Genomic DNA, 19,220 nt, shown 5'->3' on the forward strand with positions numbered 1-19,220 from the left:
CCGGAGCAAGTAGATTAAAAAGGCACCAGGAAGGGGTGAACGATCGGCGCGCGTTTCAATCCGCGTCGGCCACCGTCTGCCGGCCGCCGGCCCAGGCGCGCCATTGGCGCTCGTCGCCGTGGAAGACGTTGAGGTCGATGCGGCCGGTGACGCCATGCGATAGGCCGGAGCCGGAATATTGCCAGAACAGCCATTTGCGGCCGGGATAGACCTTTGAGGGGTGCTGCGCCACGGCGCGCAGCCAGAATGAATAATCGAGGAATTCGCCCCGAAGATTGTCGCGGTAGAAATCGGGCGCCGTGTAGATGATGGGTCGCTGGCCGTAATGGCGCTCAAGCTTGTCCATCAACACCCGCATCTTCTCCAGCACCTTTTCGCGCGACGGGCGCCGCTTGCAGCTGGATTCGCCGTTCCATTCGACGTCAATCACCGGCGGCAAGGCGCCCTCGACCCTGGGCACGTTGCGGATGAACCAGTCGGCCTGCTCGCCGGCGGTGCGGCACCAGTAGAAGAAGTGATAGGCGCCGCGCTTCAGCCCTGCGGCGTCGGCGTTGCGCCAATTCCTGGTGAACATCGGATCGAGATGGTCGCCGCCGTCGGTCGCTTTGATATAGGCGAAATTGGCGCCCTGGGCGCGCAGCTTCTCCCAGTTGACGTTGCCTTGCCAGCGCGACACGTCGACGCCATGCACGGCAAGGTGTCGCGGCGAAGAGCGGCCGAAATTGATCGGCTTGGCATCGCGAAAGCCGTAGCGCGTGACAGGCCCGGCCAGCATCGGAGGTGCCGCCCGTGACAAGAGCTTCGGCGGCGATACAAGCGCCGCCGGCTCGACGACCGGCGGCTCGACGCTGTCCGGCAGGTCGGGCGCCAGAAACGCCACCGTCTCTTCCTCCGCCAGGCCATAGGGCCGGACATTCTCGTCCACCGGCGTGGCTTCCGCCACCCTCCGTTCGGCTGCCATTCTCCGTTCGGCCTTGGTCACTGGGGCGGATGCGATCGGCGCGCTTGGTCGCACCACCGAGTTGGTGATCTCGTTCGACGGCTTCTGGATGTCCAGCGCGTCCATGCCGGATGTCGATGAGCAGCCGGCAAGGCACAGCGTTGCGATCACGAAACTGATGGCGCCTGGTAACCGCATCTGGACCTGTACTCAAACACAACAGACCGAAGGCAACGGCCGACGGACAAACCAAGTCTAGTTATGAACGAGAAATTACCAATAAAGATTGAATCAAGTTTTTAAGCATGTTGGGCACGGTTCCGAGTGTCGGCCGTGCGCGACGACAAGCGCAATCTACGCCTGCCCATCCTATCGCCTGAAGACGCCGATCATCGGCCCCAGGTTCCAGTAGTCGTCATTGCGGCCGATGGCCGGCGCGAGCAGGCTCGATATCGACCCGTCGAGGAACAGCGCATTGTCGCAGCCGAGCCCGTCGCGAAACAGGCGTGCGAATGTATGGAATGTCACCGTGCCATTCGAAATGGCGAAGACGGCGACACCGTCCCTTCGCACCCCGACACCGTCGCGCGTCTTGCGCGAGGTGCTGTCGGCCCGGAATTTCTGGTGCAATCGGCCGTCGATCACCAGCATCGGCCCGGACTGCGTGGCATTATCGGTGGGCGGACGCCTCTTTAGGAAATCCCTTGTCGCGCGGACCGCGGCCTTGCCGTCGCTGATGTAGAAGATACCATTGGGCTGAAGCGAAAAATTGCCGCTTCCCTCCCCGACCTTCGCCGAGGCCAGTTCCTGCCCGCGCTCGACATACAGGCCGACCGGCGCGAGGTTTGGATGGTACATTCCGGCATTGATGGCGAACAGCATCGTGCGCCCGGCCCGCCGCTGGGCGTCGTCGAGATTGTGCAGCGATTGATAGGGCTTGCCGGCCGGATCCTTCCAGAACAATTCGATCCGATATTGCCTGGGATCGACCTCACAGACCAGGTAGCTGGTGGCCTCGAAGACGAGGTCGCGGCACGGCGGCAACGAGGCGAACCATTGGCCGACCCCCATGATCGCCGCCGCCGACGGCAGCGCGGTCTTGATCAGCGCGAGCAGTAATGGCGCGGATTGGAGGACAGTCAAAAGATCCATGCGCGCACCGGATTGCCAGTTCCAACGAGCCGCCGCCAGCATTCGCCGGCACGACGCAAGAACGGTCCCAAGCGGGAATGGATCAAACGGCCAAGGTCGAAGTGCGGCTGCCGACGCAAGACATCGGCGACATCATTGAACAGAGCTGACGAGCCGCTCGTCGCCGCCAAGGATGGAAACCCAGCGACCGCTGTTGTCGCTCGCCTGTCTCTTCAGATAGCGATAGCCTGTCTGGTTCCAGAGGCGAACCTTGTCGCTGAGATTGTCGAGGACGAAATCGCCCTTGTCGGTGCGCACCGTAAGCACGGCGTGGCCTTCGCCGTCGGGCTTGCGCACCACCGTCATCAGCAGATTGGCAATGGCAATGCCGGCGGCCTGGAGTTCGCGCTGCTTTTCAAGCGCGTAGTCTTCGCAGTCGCCAAACCCGTTATCGGGGTAGGCCCACCACTCATCCTTGCCGTAATTGTCCATGTCGCTCATCGGCTTGACGCGGGTGTTGACCGAGAGATTTACGGCGGAAATTTCCCGCAACAGCTGGCCGGTCATGCTCTCCGGAGCGTTGGCGGGCGAGCGGATGGAGCATTCGGCAGAATGGACCTTGCAAAAATCATAGTGCCCGATCGGCTGGGAGGTTTGCCCGCCGATGGTCATGGAAAGCGGTCCCGCATTCGCCAAACCCGCGGCCGAACAAAAAGCCGTCAGCGCAAACGCAAACCCCAAACCCCTCGCCTTGCGGCGCCAACCCACCGAGGATGCCATACGGCCCCACCCATCTATTTTTGTTAACAGAACGTTAAAGATGGATTTTGCCTGGAGTCAATGAAGGCGGCCGATCACATCTTTTGCGATCGACTCATGCCCGACCGGGGTTGCGCCGAAGCAACACCGGCTCGCACGTTCCTGGAGTTGCCTTTTAGTCCCTTGTCTGAAGTCGGCGGAAAACCGCTGCGCGCTTTTCCGGGATTGCTTCAGGCAAGCCATCCCATCGCCAGGCCCAGCAGCAAAGCGATGCCGAGCACGCCGCGATAAATGACGAAAGGCCAGGCCGAGAAGCGTTCCAGCACACGCATCAGGCTCCATATAGCAAAGAAGGCGGATAGCGAGGCAACCACCAGGCCGACCGCGAGGATCGACCAGCCATGGGCATCGAGATGGGCCTTGTGCAGTTCCCAAAGCTCCTTGAGACCGGCGAGTGCGATGGCCGGCAGCCCAAGCAGGAATGAAAAGCGCGCCGCTTCTTCCCGCTTGAAGCCGAGCCCCAGTGCCGCCGTCAAGGTCGAACCGGACCGCGAGACGCCCGGGATCAATGCGCCGATTTGGGCGATGCCAACGAGCAGCGCATCGGCCATGGAAGCCTGGCCCATGGTGCGCGCATGGCGGGCACGGAGTTCGGCCAGCGCCAGCAGGAGTGCCATCACGATGCAGGCCCAGCCGATCACCCCGAGGCCGCGCAGCGGCGAATTGCAGGCGTTGAGAAGGCCAGACAGAGCCACGCCGGCGATGACGATCGGGATCGTCGCCAGCACGATCCAGAGCGCCAGCCGGAAATGTCGGTCGGCCAAATCGCGCCGTTTCAAGGCACTGACCGAACCGGACAGGATGTCCCTGACATCGTTCCAGAAGTAGCTGATCACCGCGGCGAGGGCCGCAAGCTGCATGGCGGCGGAGAAAGCGGAGCCGGGATCCTGCCAGCCCAGCATCGCCGGGACGACGCGCATGTGGGCGGTCGAGGAAATCGGCAGCAGTTCGGTGATGCCTTGCACCAAGCCGAGAAATGCGACCTTGGCGTAGCCCAGGCCGACAAAGCCCATGTCCATGCCTTGCATGCAGCTGTCGGCCATGTCGAATTCCATGTCAGAGAGATCGGAGTTGCGCGGGGAACGACTGGTGCGATCGGCCCCTGGGCAAGCCATACCGCCATGGGACGGAAAATCAATTTACGGATTTGTGAACTGGCGCCCGGGAATGGGCGTCAGCGAGTGCGGAAGGCGCGTTCGAATATCAACACCGCGCCGCCTCGGCGCGTTGGCAGCACCAGGCAGTGGCCAGACCGGCCGGCGGGTCGGTCTGCAAAAACTGGAGGAAATCACGATGCGATCAGGGGCACAGCCAGAGTTTCTGGCACGCCCTGGCGATCACGTGCGCCGGCGGGACAACCGGCTCCTCGACGGAAGGCCGACGCGCCCGTTCGAGCAGCATGCGCACCTGTTCCGGGCGCACACGATCGCGCTCCATCACAAGCAGGACCATCGGATCGCTCAAAAGCTCGTCCAGGGTACTGATGCTGTCGTTCATCCGTCGTCTCCTCGAATGCCGGCCCGCACCGGTTAAATAGGGAGACAATGATGGCTCGCCAATGACGCTTTGCCGGCTTTCGCGTGACTGTTTCGGTTATTTCGTGACTGTTTCGTCTTAGTCGCGTAACTTCACCCTTCTGTTGGCCCACTTCATCCGGTACGGCTCATCGGTTTCGGCGCTCAAGCGCAGATCCACCTTCTTTCATAAGTCGAGAAGGGAGGCCGGAGGCCTCAGGCAGGCGGCGCGCGTTCGTGCTGCGGCAAGCCGTCATCGAGCACCACCCAGGGCTGCTTGGAGGCGGTCCAGATATGCATCTGCGGCTTGAAGACGGACGGATCGTCGAGTGACCCGGTGGTGACGCCCATGATGCCGGCGGCATCGCGCCGCGAAAACATCGTCGTACCGCAGCTTGGGCAAAACCCACGCTTAATATCCGGCGAGCTGTTCACGATCGCGAACGGCCCTTCGACCGTCACATCGTCGATGCGAAACAGCACACGCGCGTTGAAGGCGGCGCCGATCGCCTTTTGACAAAGCCGACAATGGCAGATGCGTTCGTTGACGGGCTCGACGTCGGCGCGATAACGCACCGCTCCGCACAGGCATCCGCCCTGATATTTAGCCATTGCCGCATCCGTTCGTGAGAAGATTTGATGCGAGACTATCGACGCCCGACATCGGGTCAATTCAATAGCATTGATGCGATCCCATCGACGGCTGCGATGGCTGCGGCGACAAAAACTGCCGGCCGCCTCGAAGGAGACCGCCGGCAGCCAATGCCGGGCAAGCTATTCGGTTTCGCCGACCACCTCATCCCAGCTCTTCACCTTGGTCTCACCGTTGAGGAACGGCAGCGCGGCGGCCGTCAGCTCTGGAGCGAAGAAGACGTCGTAGTGGGTCCGGTTGGGCAGGATCGCCAGGCGGTTCCGCGACAGGTTTTCACGCATCCAGCCGGCGTCCTTCAAACCGCCGCCGAGCATCTGGTAGAACTTGATCTCGTGCTCGGGCTTGTACATGTCGCTGTCGCCGTAGGCCAGCATGACCGGCATCTTCAGCTTGGGAACATCGGCCGAGTAGTCGTAGTTCTGGCGCATGAAGTTGCCGAGCGTGTCGAGCAGCTTCGGGAACTCCTCGGGATGCGGCGCCACGGCGACGTAGGATTCGTACATCGGCGTGTCCTTCATGAAATCGGCCGCTGCCGCGCTCACCTGCGCCTGCTGGGGACGCATCTCGTCATAGAAACCGTCGGCGGCATAGCCGGTCGAGACCAGCACAAGCCGGCGCACCGCTTCGGGGTGCTGGACCGCCATGCGGAAGGCGACGCCGCCGCCCAGCGAATAACCCATGACGTCGACCTCGCCGTAGCCAAGCCGTTTGACGATATCAGCCATGTCGTCGCCCATCGCCTCCAGCGTGAACGGCCGGTCGCCAAGTGCGGTGCGACCATGGCCTTGCAGATCGACGGTGATGACAGTGCGATGTTCGGCAAGCTTCGGCAGAATGGGGGCGAACATGTCCGATGTACCGAGACCGCCATGCAACAGAAGCAGCGGCTCACCCTTGCCGTGGACGGCATAATAGTAATTCAGGCCGTTGATCGGCAGCAGGCCGGATTTTTCAGGCTTCGGCGGTGTCTTCGCTTCGGTCATCATGGCAGATTTTACCTCTTTTGCGTTAGTGATGCCCGGACAGGCGAGAAGCGCCGCGGCCGAAGCAAGAATGGCGAAAAGCAGGGCTTTGGACATATCAATCTCCTCCAGTCTGTCCGTGTGTCGGTGCGTTCTTGAGCTGGCTGGTGCATCGGCCCCAACCCGCGCGAAAACCGATCGAGAATATTGGTCTGACCGGCTTCCGTCCCAAGGACGAACCAGCGAAATGCAAACCGACATCATCAAGGAGAAATTCTGGGGCTTTCCCGTGGACGAGGACCAACGGCGAAATCGAGGACGCGTCAGTGGCGCTTGGCTTGCACCAGATAGGCATCGATCTCGGTCTCGCCGAGCCACTTGGCCGCTTCCAGCCGATGCAGGCCTTCTACCAGGATATGACGCTTGCCGTCGTGACGGACCTGGATCGGCATCTTCATGCCATTTTCCAGAATGTCCTCGGCGAGATGACGGACCGTCTCGGGATGCAGCGTCTTCTTACGCGCCGTCGGCACGTAGATGTCGTCGACCTTGACCTTCTGCACTCTGAGCATGTCGACCCCCCGGGCGGAACGCCGCCTTGTCCTGAGATAGTCGCTTTGTTGACGAGGGCCAAGGGCGTGGCGACGAATAGGGCGGAGGCAACCGGGTTTGTCTGCCGCCGCGCAGTCGATATTGCGTATCAGCCTTTGTAGATACGGTCCTCGAGCGGCGTCTCGGCAATCAGCGCCTGCAGCCCTGATAGCAACGCCTTCTCGGCGCGGTTCATCGCCTTGTCCGGATTGACCAGCAGGAAGATATCGATGGCCGGCGGCGCATCATAGGGCGGCAGCCGCCACAGCGCGCCGTCGGCCACATCGCGTCGCGCCACATGCAGCGGCAGCGGGCCGATGCCGAGCCCGGCGACGATCATGCGCCGCACCTCCTCCAGGCTCGACGAAACGCCCACGACATCGGCGTTCAGCCGTGCTTCGCTACGCAACAGTGCGACCGGCCGCAGCGCATCCGAAATATGGTCGGTCTGGAACGATACTGACGGCTCGTCGCGGAGATCGGCGAGCGTCAGTCCGGTTTGCCCATAGAGCCTGTGCCGCGGCCCGCAAAAGAAGCCGAAGAACTCGCGATAGACCATGTCGTATTGCAGCGCCGGATCGCGCTGGCTGACCAGGCAGACGCCAAACGAAGCACGGCGCTCCCTCACCTGCTTGGCCACTTCGGTGCTTGCCGCGACCGAAATGGTGATGCTGGCGCGCGGATAGTTGCGGTGGAATTCCGACAGCGCCCGATCGAACAGCGGCGAGACCACATGGCTGGCGGTCGCGATCATGACGTGGCCGGTGACATCGTCGCTGATGCCGCGCATCAAGAGCGGCAGCTGCGATATGGTGCCGAACACCTCGATGCTCTGCTCGTAGAGAAGCCGTCCAACCTCGGTGAGCTCGAAGCGCGTCGCATCGCGTTCGACCAGCCGCCGGCCGACCCGGTCTTCCAGCCGCCGCAGCGCATTGCTGACGCTTGGCTGCTTGAGGTTCAGCCTCTCGGCGGCACGCGTTATGCTCTTCACCTCCGCGATGACGACGAATGTCCGCAAAAGGTTCCAGTCCAGATCCCAGACCAGCCGTTCGGGGCGCGGCAATGCCATTCCTGATATCTATGCTCCCTATTTCCACTATCTATTTGCGCAATGCTACCGCAAAGGCAATCATTGCCGTCAGGAGTGCGCCCCAACGCCTCCCAAGAACAAGCCTTCGCGCTCCATCCAGAGGACAGGTTTCAAATGAACAAGGTATTTTCCGGCATTGCCGTCGCGGCGCTGCTGTTTGCGTCTTCCTTCGCTAACGTGTCGGCCAGGGCCGATGACCTCGAGAAGGTCAAGGCGGCGGGCGAATTGAAGATTTCCATGAGCGGGCAGTATCCCCCCTTCAACTTCGTCAACGACCAGAACGAGGTCGTCGGCTTCGACGCCGATATCGGCAAGGCCGTCGCCGAGCGCATCGGCGTCAAGGGCACCATCATCACGACCGCCTGGGACGGCATCATCGCCGGCCTGCTCGCCAACAAATACGACACCGTGGTCGGCTCGATGACGATCACGCCGGAGCGTGAGAAGGTGGTCGATTTCGTCGGCCCCTACTACCACGCCGGCCGTGCGGTTTTCGTCAACCAGGATTCCAAGGTGCAGAGCCTCGACGATCTCAAAGGTAAGACCCTTGGCGTGACGCTCGGCGAAACGCATGAGAAATGGGCGCGCCAACAGGGCGGCTGGGACATCCGCACCTATAAGGGACTGCCGGAATTGCTGCTTGAGCTGAAGGCGGGCCGCGTCGACGCCATCGTCGTCGACAACATTCCGGTCATGGTCGCCGTCAAGGAGACCGGCGAGAAGGTACGCAAGCTCGACACGCCGGGTATCGAAGGCGGCAGCGTCGCCATCGGCATCGCCATCCGCAAGGACAATCCCGAGCTCAAGGCCGCCATGCAGAAGGCGCTGGACGGCATGATGGCCGATGGTACCTACGAGAAGATATCGATGCACTGGGTAGGCAGCGACATCCGCTAACTTCGCCAGGCTTCGGCGGTCCAGGCCGCCTGAAGCCGAAAGCCACTGCGCCGGGCCATTCCATGGATTTCTCCTTGATGCAGCGCGTCTTCCCGTTCTTCGTGGAAGCCGCCTTGGTGACGCTGGAACTGACAGCGCTGGCCCTGGTTCTGGGGCTGGCCGTGGCAGCACTGGCCGCGACCGCAAGAATGTCGAGATCGGCGGTCCTGCGGGCCATCGGCACGCTCTATGTGAGCCTGTTCCGTGGCACACCGTGCCTGATCCAGCTCTTCGTGCTCTATTTCGGCGGTCCGCAGATCGGCATCAATCTGGATCCGTTCGCGGCCGGCGTGATCGGCCTCGGCCTCAACATCGGCGCCTATATGGCGGAGTCAATCCGAGGCGCGGTGGTGGCGGTCGACCGGGGCCAGACGGAGGCGGCCCGCACAATCGGATTCGGCCGGTTCCAGACCTTGCGCAAGGTCGTGCTGCCGCAAGCCGCCCGGCTGATGATCCGCCCGCTTGGCGTCAACACGGTCGCGCTGTTGAAAGGCTCGGCCCTGGTGTCCACCATCTCGGTCGTGGAATTGACCTACACCGCCCAGCGCTTCATCGGCTCCACCTACAAGCCGTTCGAGATCTTCGGCGTCGCGGCCCTGCTCTACATGGTCATGGTCTATGCCGTCGCCCGTATCGTCGACATGCTCGACAAGCGCTTCGCAATCATCTGAGGGGCGGAAAACAATGCAAGGCCTGGATTTCACCGTCGTCGCGCCCTACTGGGATCTTCTGCTGACCGGCGCCTGGTGGACATCAGTGCTGACGGTCTCGGCTGGAGCGCTTAGCTTCGCCGGCGGCATCTTCTTTGCGGTTGTCGTACTCTACGCGCCGGCAATCCTGGCCTACCCCGTGCGCGCCTTCATGTGGGTGTTCATGGGCACGCCGCTGCTGTTGCAGCTCTTCCTGATCTATTTTGGCCTGGTGCAGGTCGGCATCGACATCCCTGCCCTCGTGGCCGGCATTGTCGGCCTTGGACTGCATTTTGCCGTCTACAATGCCGATGTCATCCGCGCGGGCATCGTGGCCGTCGATGTCGGCCAGACGGAAGGTGCACGCAGCATCGGCTTCGGCAAGTGGCAGACGCTGCGCCATGTCGTGATACCGCAGGCCATCCGCAACACGGCGCCGCCGATCGGCAGCAATTTGATCGCGCTGTTGAAGGAATCCTCCATCGTCTCGGTCATCGGCATTGCCGAGCTGGTTCACTCGGCGCAACTGGCGATCAGCGAAACGTTTCGCCCTTTCGAATTCTACATCACTGCCGCCGCGCTCTACTACATTCTCAACCTCGCGCTCGAAGCGGCCCTGCATAGGTTCGAAAGACATGTGGAGGTTTCCCGATGAGCACGCAGCGGCCGATGGTCGAGGTCCGCGGCGCACGCAAATCGTTTGGCGCCGTCGAGGTCCTCAGAGGTATCGACCTGTCGGTCGAACGTGGGCAGATCGTCGCAATCATCGGCCCGAGCGGCTCCGGCAAGAGCACGCTGCTGCGTTCCATCAACCATCTCGAGGGTTTGAACAGCGGTGAGGTCTGGCTGGACGGCCTGCAGGTCAACCAGAAGCTGCATGGCCAGGCGTTCGAAAGGCACATCAACAAGGTGCGCCAGCAGATGGGCATGGTGTTCCAGCACTTTAACCTGTTCCCGCATTTGACCGTGATCGAGAACATCACGATGGGGCCGGTGATCCTGAAAAGCATGCCGAAAGCCGAAGCTCGTGCGCTGGCGCTTGAACTGTTGTCCAAGGTCGGGCTCTCCGACAAGATCGACGCCTATCCCTCGCGTCTTTCGGGCGGGCAGAAGCAGCGTGTGGCGATTGCCCGCGCGCTGGCCATGCAGCCCAAGGTGATGCTGTTCGACGAGGCCACCTCGGCGCTCGATCCGGAGCTGGTCGACGAGGTCAACGCGGTGATGAAGCAGCTTGCCGCCGAGCACATGACCATGCTCATCGTAACGCACGAAATGCGCTTTGCCGGCGAAGTGGCCGACAGGGTGCTGTTCATGGATGGCGGCGTGGTAGTGGAAGAAGGCCCGCCGGGCGACATCTTCCGCGCCCCGCAAAAGGAACGCACCCGCACCTTCCTCAAGAAATACCTTTCAGCCTGAGCATGACAATGACCAGATTGACCACTGAATTCCCCGATTTCGGATTGACGCCAGAGCAACGCCGGCACGCGGTGCGCGGACACTACTACGAATGGCCAGGTATGGATGGCGAGCGCGGTGAAATCTGGTGCTACAGCGACCGGTTTTCCTATCGCGCCGGCGAGACAGTGACGCTGCATGTCAGTTCGACGGCTCCGTCCTTCATCATGACGATCGTCCGCGACGGTGGCACCGAGACAAAGGTATTCGAGAAGTCCGGCATTCCGGCGCGTTGGCAGGAAAGTCCAGACCAGTGCTCGGCCGAAGGCTGCGGCTGGGAAGCCTCGTTCGAATTCAGCGTCGGCAGCGACTGGCCGTCCGGCGCTTACCGGGTGACGCTGACTGCTGAAGGCCGCGACGGCAAGCCGATCCAATCCCATCATCTTTTCATCGTCGCGCCCCTGCCCGGCAAGAAGCCAGGCCGTGTACTGCAGGTGGCGGCGACAGGCACCTGGCTCGCCTACAACACCTGGGGCGGCTCCAATCACTACCAGGGCATCACCGGGCCGGACCGTAACGAATATTCTCCGATCGTCTCGACGCAGCGCCCCTGGTGCCGCGGCTTCGTCGTGCTGCCCAAGGAGGCGCCGCGTGTGCCGTTGGAAGTCGCGGTGCCGCCGAAGACAGTGCCGCGCTATCCACACATGGAATGGGCGCTCGCCACCGGCCATTCGAAGAAATACGCCTCGTCGGGCTGGGCGAGCTATGACAGCCACTTCTTCCGCTTCGCCGAACGGGCGGGCTACGCCGTCGATCTCGCCAGCCAGCACGATCTGCATTTCTCGCCCGACATTCTCGATGGCTACGACTGCGCCGTCTTTGTCGGCCATGACGAGTACTGGACCTGGGAAATGCGCGATGCGGTCGACAGCTACGTCGAACGTGGCGGCCATGCGGCGCGCTTCGCCGGCAACTTCATGTGGCAGACGCGGCTGGAGGATGAAGGCCGGCGGCAGGTCTGCTACAAATACCGCGCCCGAGCCGAGGACCCCGCCTATCGCGGCGGCGACGTCACCCGCGCCACCAATTCCTGGGAGGCGCCCGAGATCGGCCGGCCGGGTTCGGCGACCTTCGGGCTCAACGCCACACGCGGCCTCTATGCCGGATGGGGCGGCTGCGCGCCACGCGGCGTGCGCGGCTTTCCCGTGTATCGGCCCGAGCACTGGGCCTTTGCCGGAACCGGCATCTACTATGGCGACCTGCTTGGCGCCGACAGCCATGTCTATGGCTATGAGGTCGACGGGCTGGATTTCGAAATCCGCGGCGGCCTTCCCTACCCGACCGCGACCAGCGGCGCACCGGACGGCTTGCAGGTTCTCGCCGTCGGCATGGCCAGCCAGGTCGAGGAAAGCGCCGATATCCCGATCGAGGATCAGTTTCTCACCGACGAGGATGGTCGCTTCAGCGCCGAGACGCTGTTCGGCGATCGGAGCGACGCCAATCTGGAAAAAGTCAAACGCGGCAACGGCATGATCGTCAATTTCCCGCGCGGCAAGGGCGAGGTCTTCCACGCCGGAAGCTGCGAATGGGTCGCCGGCCTGCTGAGGCAGGACCCGATGGTCGAACGCGTTACCCAAAATGTCCTCGATCGTTATCTCGGAAAGTCCTGACATGTCGAAAGCCCAGACCGCCGCCCCGGACACCGAAGCCCGGCGCCAATCGCATCTGTTCTATCTCTCCAGCCTGCGCCGGCCGCTGATCGACCGTGCCGAGGGCATCTATATGTGGACGCAGGACGGCCGCCGCTTCATCGACGGATCAAGCGGCCCGATGGTCGCCAATATCGGTCATTCCAACCGCAATGTGCTCGACGCCATGAAGCGGCAGATGGACCGCGCCACCTTCGCCTACCGGCTGCATTTCGAGAACGAACCGGCAGAAGAGCTGGCGCGTGAGCTGGCCGGCAAGCTGCCCGAAGGCATGGATCGCATCTTCTTCGTCTCAGGCGGCTCGGAAGCGACCGAATCCTGCATCAAGCTGGCGCGGCAGTGGGCGGTGGCCACCGGCCAGGCCAGCCGCTGGAAGGTGATCACGCGCTTCCCCTCCTATCACGGCGGCACGCTGGGTTCACTGTCGATCACCGGCGACTACGCGCTGGCCGAGACCTTCACGCCAATGATGCGGGTGATGCCGACCGTGCCGGCACCGGCGGCCTGGCGCGACCGCGACAATCTCTCGATGGAACAGCGCGGTCTCCGCTATGCCGACATGCTGGAGGAGAAGATCCTGGCCGAGGGGCCGGAGAGCGTGGTCGCCTTCATCATGGAACCGATCGGCGGCGCGGCGACAGCGGCGCTTGTCGCGCCGGACAGTTATTATGGGCGCATCCGCGAAATCTGCGACCGCTACGGCATCCTGCTCATCCATGACGAAGTGATGAGCGGCGCCGGCCGCACGGGAAAATTCCTCGGCGGCGACCATTGGAACTGCAAGCCGGACATCGTCGCGCTATCAAAAGGCCTGGGATCGGGTTACGCGCCGCTCGGCGCGCTGGCGGCGCCGATGCGGCTGGTGCAGCCGCTGCTCGCCTCCGGCGGCTTCCAGCACGGCCATACCTATGCCGGCAATCCGCTCGCCTGCGCCGCAGGGCTGGCCGTGCTCGGCGAAATGGACCGCCTCGACCTGATCGCCAATGCCGCCGCCATGGGCGATGTGCTGATGGACGGATTGCGAGAGCTAGCCAAGCGCTTCCCGTTCATCGCCGACGTGCGCGGCAAGGGCCTGCTCACCGGCGCCGAGATGCTTGCCGATCCCGAAACGCTGCGGCCGATCGACCAGAGCAGGAAGGCGACGCAGCGCCTGCTCGACCTCGCCTATGAGCGCGGGCTGATCATCTATGGCCGCAAGGTCAAGGGCGGTGTCGACGGCGACAATTTCATGGTCGCACCACCGATGATCGTCACCAGCGAGCAGGTCGGCGAGATCATCTCCATCATCGGCGACTCGCTCGAAGTTCTGGCTGCCGAACTCGACCTTCCGGTCGAAGGCCGGGGATAAAACAATGGCGCCGAGAAAGGTCATCATCACCTGCGCCGTCACCGGCTCGGTGCATACACCGTCCATGTCGCCTTATCTGCCGGTAACGCCGGACCAGATCGCGGCGGATGCCATCGCCGCGGCCGAGGCCGGCGCCTCGATCCTGCACTTGCATGCCCGCGACCCAAAAAACGGACGGCCTACGGCCGATCCGGACGTGTTCATGCAGTTCCTGCCGCGCATCAAGCAGGCGACGTCGGCGGTGATCAACATCACAACCGGCGGCTCCTCCCTGATGACGCTGGACCAGCGGCTGGCGGCACCTTTGCGGGCCGAGCCCGAAATGTGTTCGCTCAACATGGGCTCGATGAATTTCGCGCTGTTCCCGATGCTCGACAAGCCAAGGGAATGGCAACACGAATGGGAACCGAAGTTGCTGGAAGCCACACGCGACACGATCTTCAAGAATACCTTCGCCGACATGGAGGGCGTTCTCGAGAGACTGGGCAAGGGTTGTGGCACGCGTTTCGAATTCGAGTGCTACGATGTCGGCCACCTCTATTCGCTGGCGCATTTCCGCGACCGTGGGCTGGTGTCGGGGCCGCTGTTCATCCAGTTCGTGCTGGGCATTCTTGGCGGCATCGGCGCCGACCCGGACAATCTCATCCACATGAAGCGCGTCGCCGACAAGCTGTTCGGCGACAGCTACCAGTTCTCGGTGCTGGCCGCAGGCCGCCACCAGATGCCGCTGATCTCGATCGCCGCGGCGATGGGCGGCAACGTCCGTGTCGGGCTCGAAGACAGTCTCTACGACGGCCGCCAGCTGGCGAAATCCAATGCCGATCAGGTGCGCCGTATCCGTGGCATTCTCGATGGACTGTCGCTGGAGGTTGCCACCCCGGCCGAAGCACGCGACATGCTGGCGCTGAAGGGTGGCGACAGGGTAGCGTTTTAATGCGACTGGCTGAGATGATAGTGCTCCGTCACACCTTGGCTCCCTGCTTGCCATGACAAGTCCGGAAAAAATCCTCCTCCGCCCCGGACGAATCGAAGACGTCGAAACCATCCATGGCGCAATTCTGAAGCTCGGCACCCATATCGGCGCGCCCGAAGAAATCGTCTCAACGCCAGACGATCTCAGGACCTGGGGCTTTGGCGAAAGACCTGCCTTCTCGACCCTGATCGCCGAAGTCGATGGCGAATTCGCCGGACTGTGCCTCTATTTCCCGATCTTCTCGACCTGGATGGGGCGGCCCGGCGTCTATGTGCAGGACCTCTATGTCGAGGACCGGTTTCGCGGTCGCAGGATCGGCGAGCGCCTGCTGCGGCGCGTCGCGACCGAGTGCCGCAAGCAAGGCGGCGCTTATCTCAGATTGTCCGTCGATACCGACAATGAGAGCGCAAAGGCCTTTTATGAAAGGCTGGGCATCGCCTGGTCGAGCTACGAGCAGACGCAGAAGATCATCGGCGACGCTTTCTTCGCCTTTGCCGACGCGCCGGAGGAAAAAGAATGAAAGCCTTCTACGCGCAGGAGCAGAAGCGCCACGACCCCAAGGCTTTCCTTTCCAGCGGCGCCCCGCAGCCCAATCCCGAAAAGCCGGAGCGCGTCGAGAGATTGTTAGCAGGCGCAAAATCGGCCGGCTGCACGATCGAGCGGCCGCGCAATCACGGACTTGGTCCGGTCGCGGCGGTGCACACGCCCGAATATCTCGATTTCCTGGAGCATATCTACACGCGTTGGCAACGCATCGAGGGTGCCTCGGCTGAAGTGATCCCCAACATTCACCCGATCGCGCGCAACGGCTCCTATCCGGCCTCCGCGGTCGGCCAGGCTGGGTACCACATGGCCGACACGGCCTGCCCGATCTCTGGCGAGACCTGGCAAAGCGCGCTGTGGAGCGCCTGGAGCGCGGTCGAGGCGGCGGAAGCGGTGATGGCGGGCGCGCCGGCCACCTATGCGCTTTGCCGCCCCCCCGGTCACCATGCGTTCGCCGACGTCGCCGGCGGCTTCTGCTTCATCAACAATTCGGCCGTCGCAGCACAGGTACTGCGCCGCCAAGCGGCACGGGTTGCGATCCTCGATGTCGATCTGCATCACGGCAACGGCACGCAAGGCATCTTCTATGCGCGGCCCGACGTGCTCACCGTGTCGCTGCATGCCGACCCGGTGCGCTTCTATCCGTTCTTCTGGGGACATGCCGACGAGCGCGGCGAAGGCCCCGGTCTCGGCTATAATTTCAACCTGCCCTTGCCACGCAAATCCGCCGACGCGGCGTTTCTGGAAGCGCTTCAGGTGGCGTTCCAGCGTATCCGCGCCTTCGCGCCCGACGCGCTGGTCGTGGCGCTCGGGCTCGACGCGTTCGAGGGTGATCCGTTCGGCGGGCTTTCGGTGACGACGCCAGGTTTCTCGCGCATCGGCGAAGCCATCGCCAAGCTCGGCCTGCCGACGGCAATCGTCCAGGAAGGCGGCTATCTCTGCGACGAACTCTGTGACAACCTCACCGCTTTCCTGACCGGGTTCGGCACCAAGGCACGCTGACAGGTCGAGCTGCGCCTGAGACCTCCATCGGTCAGAGCGAGAGCGGGAAATTTTCCACGCAATGTTTCGATCGGAAAATCCACCATCGTCTCCATCCCGCTGTTATTCCCAGACAATTCAACTTCCGAGTCGATCAAGGACAGGGATTGCCGACCCGCTGATGAATGGCGTCCACTGCCTTCTGCATCTCTTCGGTCCAGACAACCTCCACTGAAGACAGCGCCATTTCCAGCTGCGAAATGGTCGTGGCACCAATGATGTTCGACGTGACAAAGGGCCGGCTCGATACATAGGCGTTGGCGAACAGCGCCGGCTCCAGGCCGAAGGAGCGCGCCAGCTCGTTGTATTCAAGCTGCGCCTCGGCGGCATTGGGGGTCTCGTAACGCTGGCCGCGGTTGAAGAGCTGCGAGCGCGACCCCTGCGGGCGCGCGCCGTGATCGTATTTGCCCGAGAGATAGCCCTGCGCGAGCGGCGAATAGGCAAGCAGCGAGACCTCTTCGCGATCGCAGACTTCGGCGAGGTTCACCTCGAAGGTCCGGTTGACCAGATTATAGGCGTTCTGGATCGAGGCGACCCGTGGACCAATAGCTTTGTCAGCCTCTGCAATGAAGCGCATGACGCCCCAGGAACTCTCGTTGGACAGGCCGAAATGGCGGATCTTTCCGGCCTTCACCAGGTCATCGAAGACGGCAAGCGTCTCCGCGATCGGCGTTTCTCCGGTCGGCGCCCCGACGGAATCAGCGCGGCGCGCCACGGCCCCGACGCGCGTCGGATTGGCGCCCCAGGGTATGTCCCGCTCCGGCCAGTGGATCTGGTAGAGATCGACATAGTCCGTGCCGAGCCTGGCCAGGGACTTGTCGACGGCATCGAAGATATCGGCGCGCACCAGCTGCGACGGCCTGTCGCCGCGAAACCAGCTGTTTGCGGTGCGACCGACGACCTTGGAGGCGAGTATCACCTTGTCGCGGTTGCCCTTTGCCTTCATCCAGCTGCCGATGATCTTCTCGGTCCGCCCTTGCGTCTCCGCCTTGGGCGGGATCGGGTAGAGCTCGGCAGTGTCGATGAAATTCACCCCGCGCGAAAAGGCCAGGTCCATCTGGGCGTGGCCGTCGGCTTCGGTGTTCTGCTGGCCCCAGGTCATCGAACCGAGGCAGATCTGGGTGACAAGAAGATCGGTCCGACCGAGACGGCGTTTGTGCATGGAAGTGTGCTCCGGCGGGAAAAGCTTGCGCGGCTGCGCGGGGAAGGAAGTTTCATCCTACAAGAAAGCAGAGGCGCTCTCCAAGCCTCGGCAAGCCGACTTTTGCGTGAACCAGACTGCGCTAGCGGCGAGCCCCTGCCAGGGCGCGCCGCTTGGCCTCGTCGATCAGCATGTTGGCCACCTGCATGCGGATCATGGCGCGCTGGCGCAGGTGCGGCGCGACGCGATCGGGATGGTTGGAAAAGGCGAAACTGCGGCGCATGCGACCAAAGTCGGCGACAGCCTTAGGCGTGTCCAATCCCAATTCCACGGCAATCGATTCGGGATCGATCGGAGGCAGTTTTTCTTCGGGCCTTGTCTCTTCGCCCGCAAGTGCCAGCTTCGCATGATCGAGCAGGGCCGCGAACTCTGCGGCGAGATCCGCGCCTGCCTCGCGATATTCCGTGGCAAATCCGCTGCCAGAAACCTTGATGCGGCCCGAATGGAGCTCGTCGGCGACGGAAAGATAGTCAAACGGAATGGATGGGCGAGTGGCCGCCTCTTCGCCTCCCCCGTCCTTGTCGGAGGCGACGAAGAGGTCATCGAGCAACGAAGCGAAATCCCGCTTGGCGCTGGTAACGATGTCAGCCTCCCCAGTCTCACGGTGTGTTCGAGACATCCACCTTAGGGTCCGCTCGTTAAAAATGCATGCCGCCGATTTTAACAATTGAAAGCGTTGACGAGACTGGACCGCAGCCCCGTCAGTCACAAAAAGCCGGACTGCAGTTTCGTGCAGTCCGGAATTCGCCAGAAGCGCGAGGAAAAACCGGCCATGTGATACGATTCGCGATCTGCGAAAGTTTCAGGCGATGCAGGATCATGGCAGAAAATTTTGCTGAGCATGGCAGGCATGCAAATGCTGCACTGCACAATTGTCACGAATCCCCTATACTCGGACGCTGGGAGGTCCAACAGGGGCCTGGATTATGGGGTTCTTCACTGAAATGTTCGCGCGGCCACGGCCGCAGGAACATCTGCGTTATCGTGCCGCGCTCGCGCTGCTGCATTCCATGAGCAATGCGGACCGCGCCGACATCGGCATCAAGCCCGCCGATTTCCCGCGCATCGCCCGCGAAATGTCCGTTCGCTAGTTCGGCCAGCCAGGGATATTCCGGCTCCGGACGGGCAACGCCTTGACGACGTGATCCGTCAACGCGAGCCCAGGAACGTTGCCTTGCCCAGCGGCACGCCATTATGGCGAAGAATGTCGTAGGCGGTGGTGAGGTGGAAATAGAAGTTGGGCATGGCCAGATGCAGGAGATACTGCAAACCGGCCATCGAGACCTCGCGCCCGCCGACCCTGACCTCGACAATCCGCTCGTCCGAACCTTCCAGATCGGCCGCGGAGAACGTCGCCAGATGGTCAAGCGTCTTAGCGATGCGCGCATGCAATTCGGCAAAGCTCGCCTCGTTGTCCTCGTATTTGGGAACCTCCCGGCCGGCGAGCCGCGATGGGGCTCCCTTGGCATGGTCGGTGGCGATCTGCACCTGCCTGGTCAAGGCGAACATGTCGGGCGCCAGCCGCGCCGTCAGGAACACCTGCGGGTCGATCTTGCGCTCGCCGGCGTTTTGTTCGGCCGTGGACAGCACGCTGGACAGCGCTTTCAACCGGGCCGAAAACACAGCCACCGATACTTCATACATGGATAGGGTCACGCAATTATCTCCCGGGGCAGTTGAAGCGCC

At 62.6% G+C, this 19,220-nt stretch carries 22 protein-coding genes; 10 read left to right on the top strand and 12 right to left on the bottom strand.

The annotated features are described in order from the left end of the window. Window positions 1-55 precede the first annotated feature (55 nt). The 9 genes from LB541_RS24910 to LB541_RS24950 form a co-directional block, all read right to left on the bottom strand. A complete protein-coding gene (locus LB541_RS24910) occupies window positions 56-1,138 on the bottom strand; it encodes a GH25 family lysozyme (RefSeq protein ID WP_140650675.1) in 1,083 nt (360 codons plus the stop codon). A gap of 171 nt (window positions 1,139-1,309) precedes the next feature. Then, window positions 1,310-2,092, bottom strand: a complete 783-nt coding sequence (locus LB541_RS24915; RefSeq protein ID WP_140650677.1) for a phosphodiester glycosidase family protein — start codon at window positions 2,090-2,092, stop codon at window positions 1,310-1,312. Between the two features lie 132 nt (window positions 2,093-2,224). After that, window positions 2,225-2,851, bottom strand: a complete 627-nt coding sequence (locus tag LB541_RS24920) for a transglutaminase-like cysteine peptidase (protein WP_140561002.1) — start codon at window positions 2,849-2,851, stop codon at window positions 2,225-2,227. 209 nt (window positions 2,852-3,060) lie between these two features. Beyond that, window positions 3,061-3,933: an undecaprenyl-diphosphate phosphatase gene (locus tag LB541_RS24925; protein ID WP_140558518.1), complete on the bottom strand. Its 873-nt coding sequence runs from the start codon at window positions 3,931-3,933 to the stop codon at window positions 3,061-3,063. A gap of 256 nt (window positions 3,934-4,189) precedes the next feature. Beyond that, window positions 4,190-4,387 (bottom strand): hypothetical protein, encoded by a 198-nt coding sequence (locus LB541_RS24930; RefSeq protein WP_140493757.1) that lies wholly within the window; start codon window positions 4,385-4,387, stop codon window positions 4,190-4,192. 233 nt (window positions 4,388-4,620) lie between these two features. Then, window positions 4,621-5,016, bottom strand: coding sequence for a GFA family protein (locus LB541_RS24935; RefSeq protein WP_140650680.1), 396 nt, complete (start codon window positions 5,014-5,016; stop codon window positions 4,621-4,623). A 162-nt stretch (window positions 5,017-5,178) separates the two neighbouring features. Next, window positions 5,179-6,135, bottom strand: a complete 957-nt coding sequence (locus tag LB541_RS24940; RefSeq protein ID WP_140650683.1) for an alpha/beta fold hydrolase — start codon at window positions 6,133-6,135, stop codon at window positions 5,179-5,181. Between the two features lie 206 nt (window positions 6,136-6,341). Next, entirely contained in the window at window positions 6,342-6,590 is a 249-nt protein-coding gene (locus LB541_RS24945) for a ParB N-terminal domain-containing protein (RefSeq protein WP_006206067.1), read from the bottom strand. A gap of 128 nt (window positions 6,591-6,718) precedes the next feature. Beyond that, window positions 6,719-7,678 (bottom strand): LysR family transcriptional regulator, encoded by a 960-nt coding sequence (locus tag LB541_RS24950; protein ID WP_140493763.1) that lies wholly within the window; start codon window positions 7,676-7,678, stop codon window positions 6,719-6,721. A gap of 135 nt (window positions 7,679-7,813) precedes the next feature. On the opposite strand from LB541_RS24950, the gene LB541_RS24955 reads away from it, so the two are divergent. The 9 genes from LB541_RS24955 (at window position 7,814) to LB541_RS24995 (ending at window position 16,294) form a co-directional block, all read left to right on the top strand. Next, on the top strand, window positions 7,814-8,596 hold the full coding sequence (locus LB541_RS24955) for an ABC transporter substrate-binding protein (protein ID WP_140650685.1): 783 nt from the start codon (window positions 7,814-7,816) through the stop codon (window positions 8,594-8,596). A 62-nt stretch (window positions 8,597-8,658) separates the two neighbouring features. Beyond that, on the top strand, window positions 8,659-9,306 hold the full coding sequence (locus LB541_RS24960; RefSeq protein ID WP_140517677.1) for an amino acid ABC transporter permease: 648 nt from the start codon (window positions 8,659-8,661) through the stop codon (window positions 9,304-9,306). 13 nt (window positions 9,307-9,319) lie between these two features. After that, window positions 9,320-9,979, top strand: a complete 660-nt coding sequence (locus LB541_RS24965) for an amino acid ABC transporter permease (RefSeq protein WP_140650691.1) — start codon at window positions 9,320-9,322, stop codon at window positions 9,977-9,979. Then, complete coding sequence (locus LB541_RS24970; protein ID WP_140560999.1) at window positions 9,976-10,740, top strand: amino acid ABC transporter ATP-binding protein; 765 nt, start codon at window positions 9,976-9,978, stop codon at window positions 10,738-10,740. Before LB541_RS24965 ends, LB541_RS24970 begins: the two co-directional genes overlap by 4 nt. Before the next feature lie 8 nt (window positions 10,741-10,748). Beyond that, the gene (locus tag LB541_RS24975; protein WP_140650694.1) at window positions 10,749-12,389 is read left to right on the top strand and encodes a N,N-dimethylformamidase beta subunit family domain-containing protein; all 1,641 of its coding nucleotides are present in this window, start codon (window positions 10,749-10,751) and stop codon (window positions 12,387-12,389) included. Window position 12,390: 1 nt separating this feature from the next. After that, window positions 12,391-13,776, top strand: coding sequence for an aspartate aminotransferase family protein (locus LB541_RS24980; RefSeq protein WP_140560997.1), 1,386 nt, complete (start codon window positions 12,391-12,393; stop codon window positions 13,774-13,776). Between the two features lie 4 nt (window positions 13,777-13,780). Next, entirely contained in the window at window positions 13,781-14,710 is a 930-nt protein-coding gene (locus LB541_RS24985; protein ID WP_140560996.1) for a 3-keto-5-aminohexanoate cleavage protein, read from the top strand. Window positions 14,711-14,762: 52 nt separating this feature from the next. Further along, window positions 14,763-15,269, top strand: a complete 507-nt coding sequence (locus tag LB541_RS24990; RefSeq protein ID WP_140560995.1) for a GNAT family N-acetyltransferase — start codon at window positions 14,763-14,765, stop codon at window positions 15,267-15,269. Further along, the gene (locus LB541_RS24995; RefSeq protein WP_140560994.1) at window positions 15,266-16,294 is read left to right on the top strand and encodes a histone deacetylase family protein; all 1,029 of its coding nucleotides are present in this window, start codon (window positions 15,266-15,268) and stop codon (window positions 16,292-16,294) included. Before LB541_RS24990 ends, LB541_RS24995 begins: the two co-directional genes overlap by 4 nt. 133 nt (window positions 16,295-16,427) lie before the next feature. On the opposite strand, the gene LB541_RS25000 is transcribed toward LB541_RS24995, so the two are convergent. Next, complete coding sequence (locus LB541_RS25000; protein ID WP_140517684.1) at window positions 16,428-17,495, bottom strand: aldo/keto reductase; 1,068 nt, start codon at window positions 17,493-17,495, stop codon at window positions 16,428-16,430. Between the two features lie 121 nt (window positions 17,496-17,616). Beyond that, complete coding sequence (locus LB541_RS25005; RefSeq protein WP_140494990.1) at window positions 17,617-18,084, bottom strand: hypothetical protein; 468 nt, start codon at window positions 18,082-18,084, stop codon at window positions 17,617-17,619. A 376-nt stretch (window positions 18,085-18,460) separates the two neighbouring features. Here LB541_RS25005 and LB541_RS25010 point away from each other — a divergent pair, with 376 nt between their 5' ends. After that, a complete protein-coding gene (locus tag LB541_RS25010; RefSeq protein ID WP_140493788.1) occupies window positions 18,461-18,625 on the top strand; it encodes a hypothetical protein in 165 nt (54 codons plus the stop codon). A gap of 58 nt (window positions 18,626-18,683) precedes the next feature. Here LB541_RS25010 and LB541_RS25015 read toward each other — a convergent pair whose 3' ends face one another. Further along, window positions 18,684-19,190: a DUF1993 family protein gene (locus LB541_RS25015; protein ID WP_224619851.1), complete on the bottom strand. Its 507-nt coding sequence runs from the start codon at window positions 19,188-19,190 to the stop codon at window positions 18,684-18,686. Window positions 19,191-19,220: the final 30 nt, after the last annotated feature.

This window comes from Mesorhizobium sp. BR1-1-15, from assembly GCF_020165475.1.
GTDB lineage: Bacteria > Pseudomonadota > Alphaproteobacteria > Rhizobiales > Rhizobiaceae > Mesorhizobium.

Bases quoted from the DNA above. Each gene is read 5' to 3' on its own strand.
- LB541_RS24910 (WP_140650675.1), bottom strand. From the start codon at position 1,138: ATGCGGTTACCAGGCGCCATCAGTTTCGTGATCGCAACGCTGTGCCTT.
- LB541_RS24915 (WP_140650677.1), bottom strand. From the start codon at position 2,092: ATGGATCTTTTGACTGTCCTCCAATCCGCGCCATTACTGCTCGCGCTG.
- LB541_RS24920 (WP_140561002.1), bottom strand. From the start codon at position 2,851: ATGGCATCCTCGGTGGGTTGGCGCCGCAAGGCGAGGGGTTTGGGGTTT.
- LB541_RS24925 (WP_140558518.1), bottom strand. From the start codon at position 3,933: ATGGCCGACAGCTGCATGCAAGGCATGGACATGGGCTTTGTCGGCCTG.
- LB541_RS24930 (WP_140493757.1), bottom strand. From the start codon at position 4,387: ATGAACGACAGCATCAGTACCCTGGACGAGCTTTTGAGCGATCCGATG.
- LB541_RS24935 (WP_140650680.1), bottom strand. From the start codon at position 5,016: ATGGCTAAATATCAGGGCGGATGCCTGTGCGGAGCGGTGCGTTATCGC.
- LB541_RS24940 (WP_140650683.1), bottom strand. From the start codon at position 6,135: ATGTCCAAAGCCCTGCTTTTCGCCATTCTTGCTTCGGCCGCGGCGCTT.
- LB541_RS24945 (WP_006206067.1), bottom strand. From the start codon at position 6,590: ATGCTCAGAGTGCAGAAGGTCAAGGTCGACGACATCTACGTGCCGACG.
- LB541_RS24950 (WP_140493763.1), bottom strand. From the start codon at position 7,678: ATGGCATTGCCGCGCCCCGAACGGCTGGTCTGGGATCTGGACTGGAAC.
- LB541_RS24955 (WP_140650685.1), top strand. From the start codon at position 7,814: ATGAACAAGGTATTTTCCGGCATTGCCGTCGCGGCGCTGCTGTTTGCG.
- LB541_RS24960 (WP_140517677.1), top strand. From the start codon at position 8,659: ATGGATTTCTCCTTGATGCAGCGCGTCTTCCCGTTCTTCGTGGAAGCC.
- LB541_RS24965 (WP_140650691.1), top strand. From the start codon at position 9,320: ATGCAAGGCCTGGATTTCACCGTCGTCGCGCCCTACTGGGATCTTCTG.
- LB541_RS24970 (WP_140560999.1), top strand. From the start codon at position 9,976: ATGAGCACGCAGCGGCCGATGGTCGAGGTCCGCGGCGCACGCAAATCG.
- LB541_RS24975 (WP_140650694.1), top strand. From the start codon at position 10,749: ATGACCAGATTGACCACTGAATTCCCCGATTTCGGATTGACGCCAGAG.
- LB541_RS24980 (WP_140560997.1), top strand. From the start codon at position 12,391: ATGTCGAAAGCCCAGACCGCCGCCCCGGACACCGAAGCCCGGCGCCAA.
- LB541_RS24985 (WP_140560996.1), top strand. From the start codon at position 13,781: ATGGCGCCGAGAAAGGTCATCATCACCTGCGCCGTCACCGGCTCGGTG.
- LB541_RS24990 (WP_140560995.1), top strand. From the start codon at position 14,763: ATGACAAGTCCGGAAAAAATCCTCCTCCGCCCCGGACGAATCGAAGAC.
- LB541_RS24995 (WP_140560994.1), top strand. From the start codon at position 15,266: ATGAAAGCCTTCTACGCGCAGGAGCAGAAGCGCCACGACCCCAAGGCT.
- LB541_RS25000 (WP_140517684.1), bottom strand. From the start codon at position 17,495: ATGCACAAACGCCGTCTCGGTCGGACCGATCTTCTTGTCACCCAGATC.
- LB541_RS25010 (WP_140493788.1), top strand. From the start codon at position 18,461: ATGGGGTTCTTCACTGAAATGTTCGCGCGGCCACGGCCGCAGGAACAT.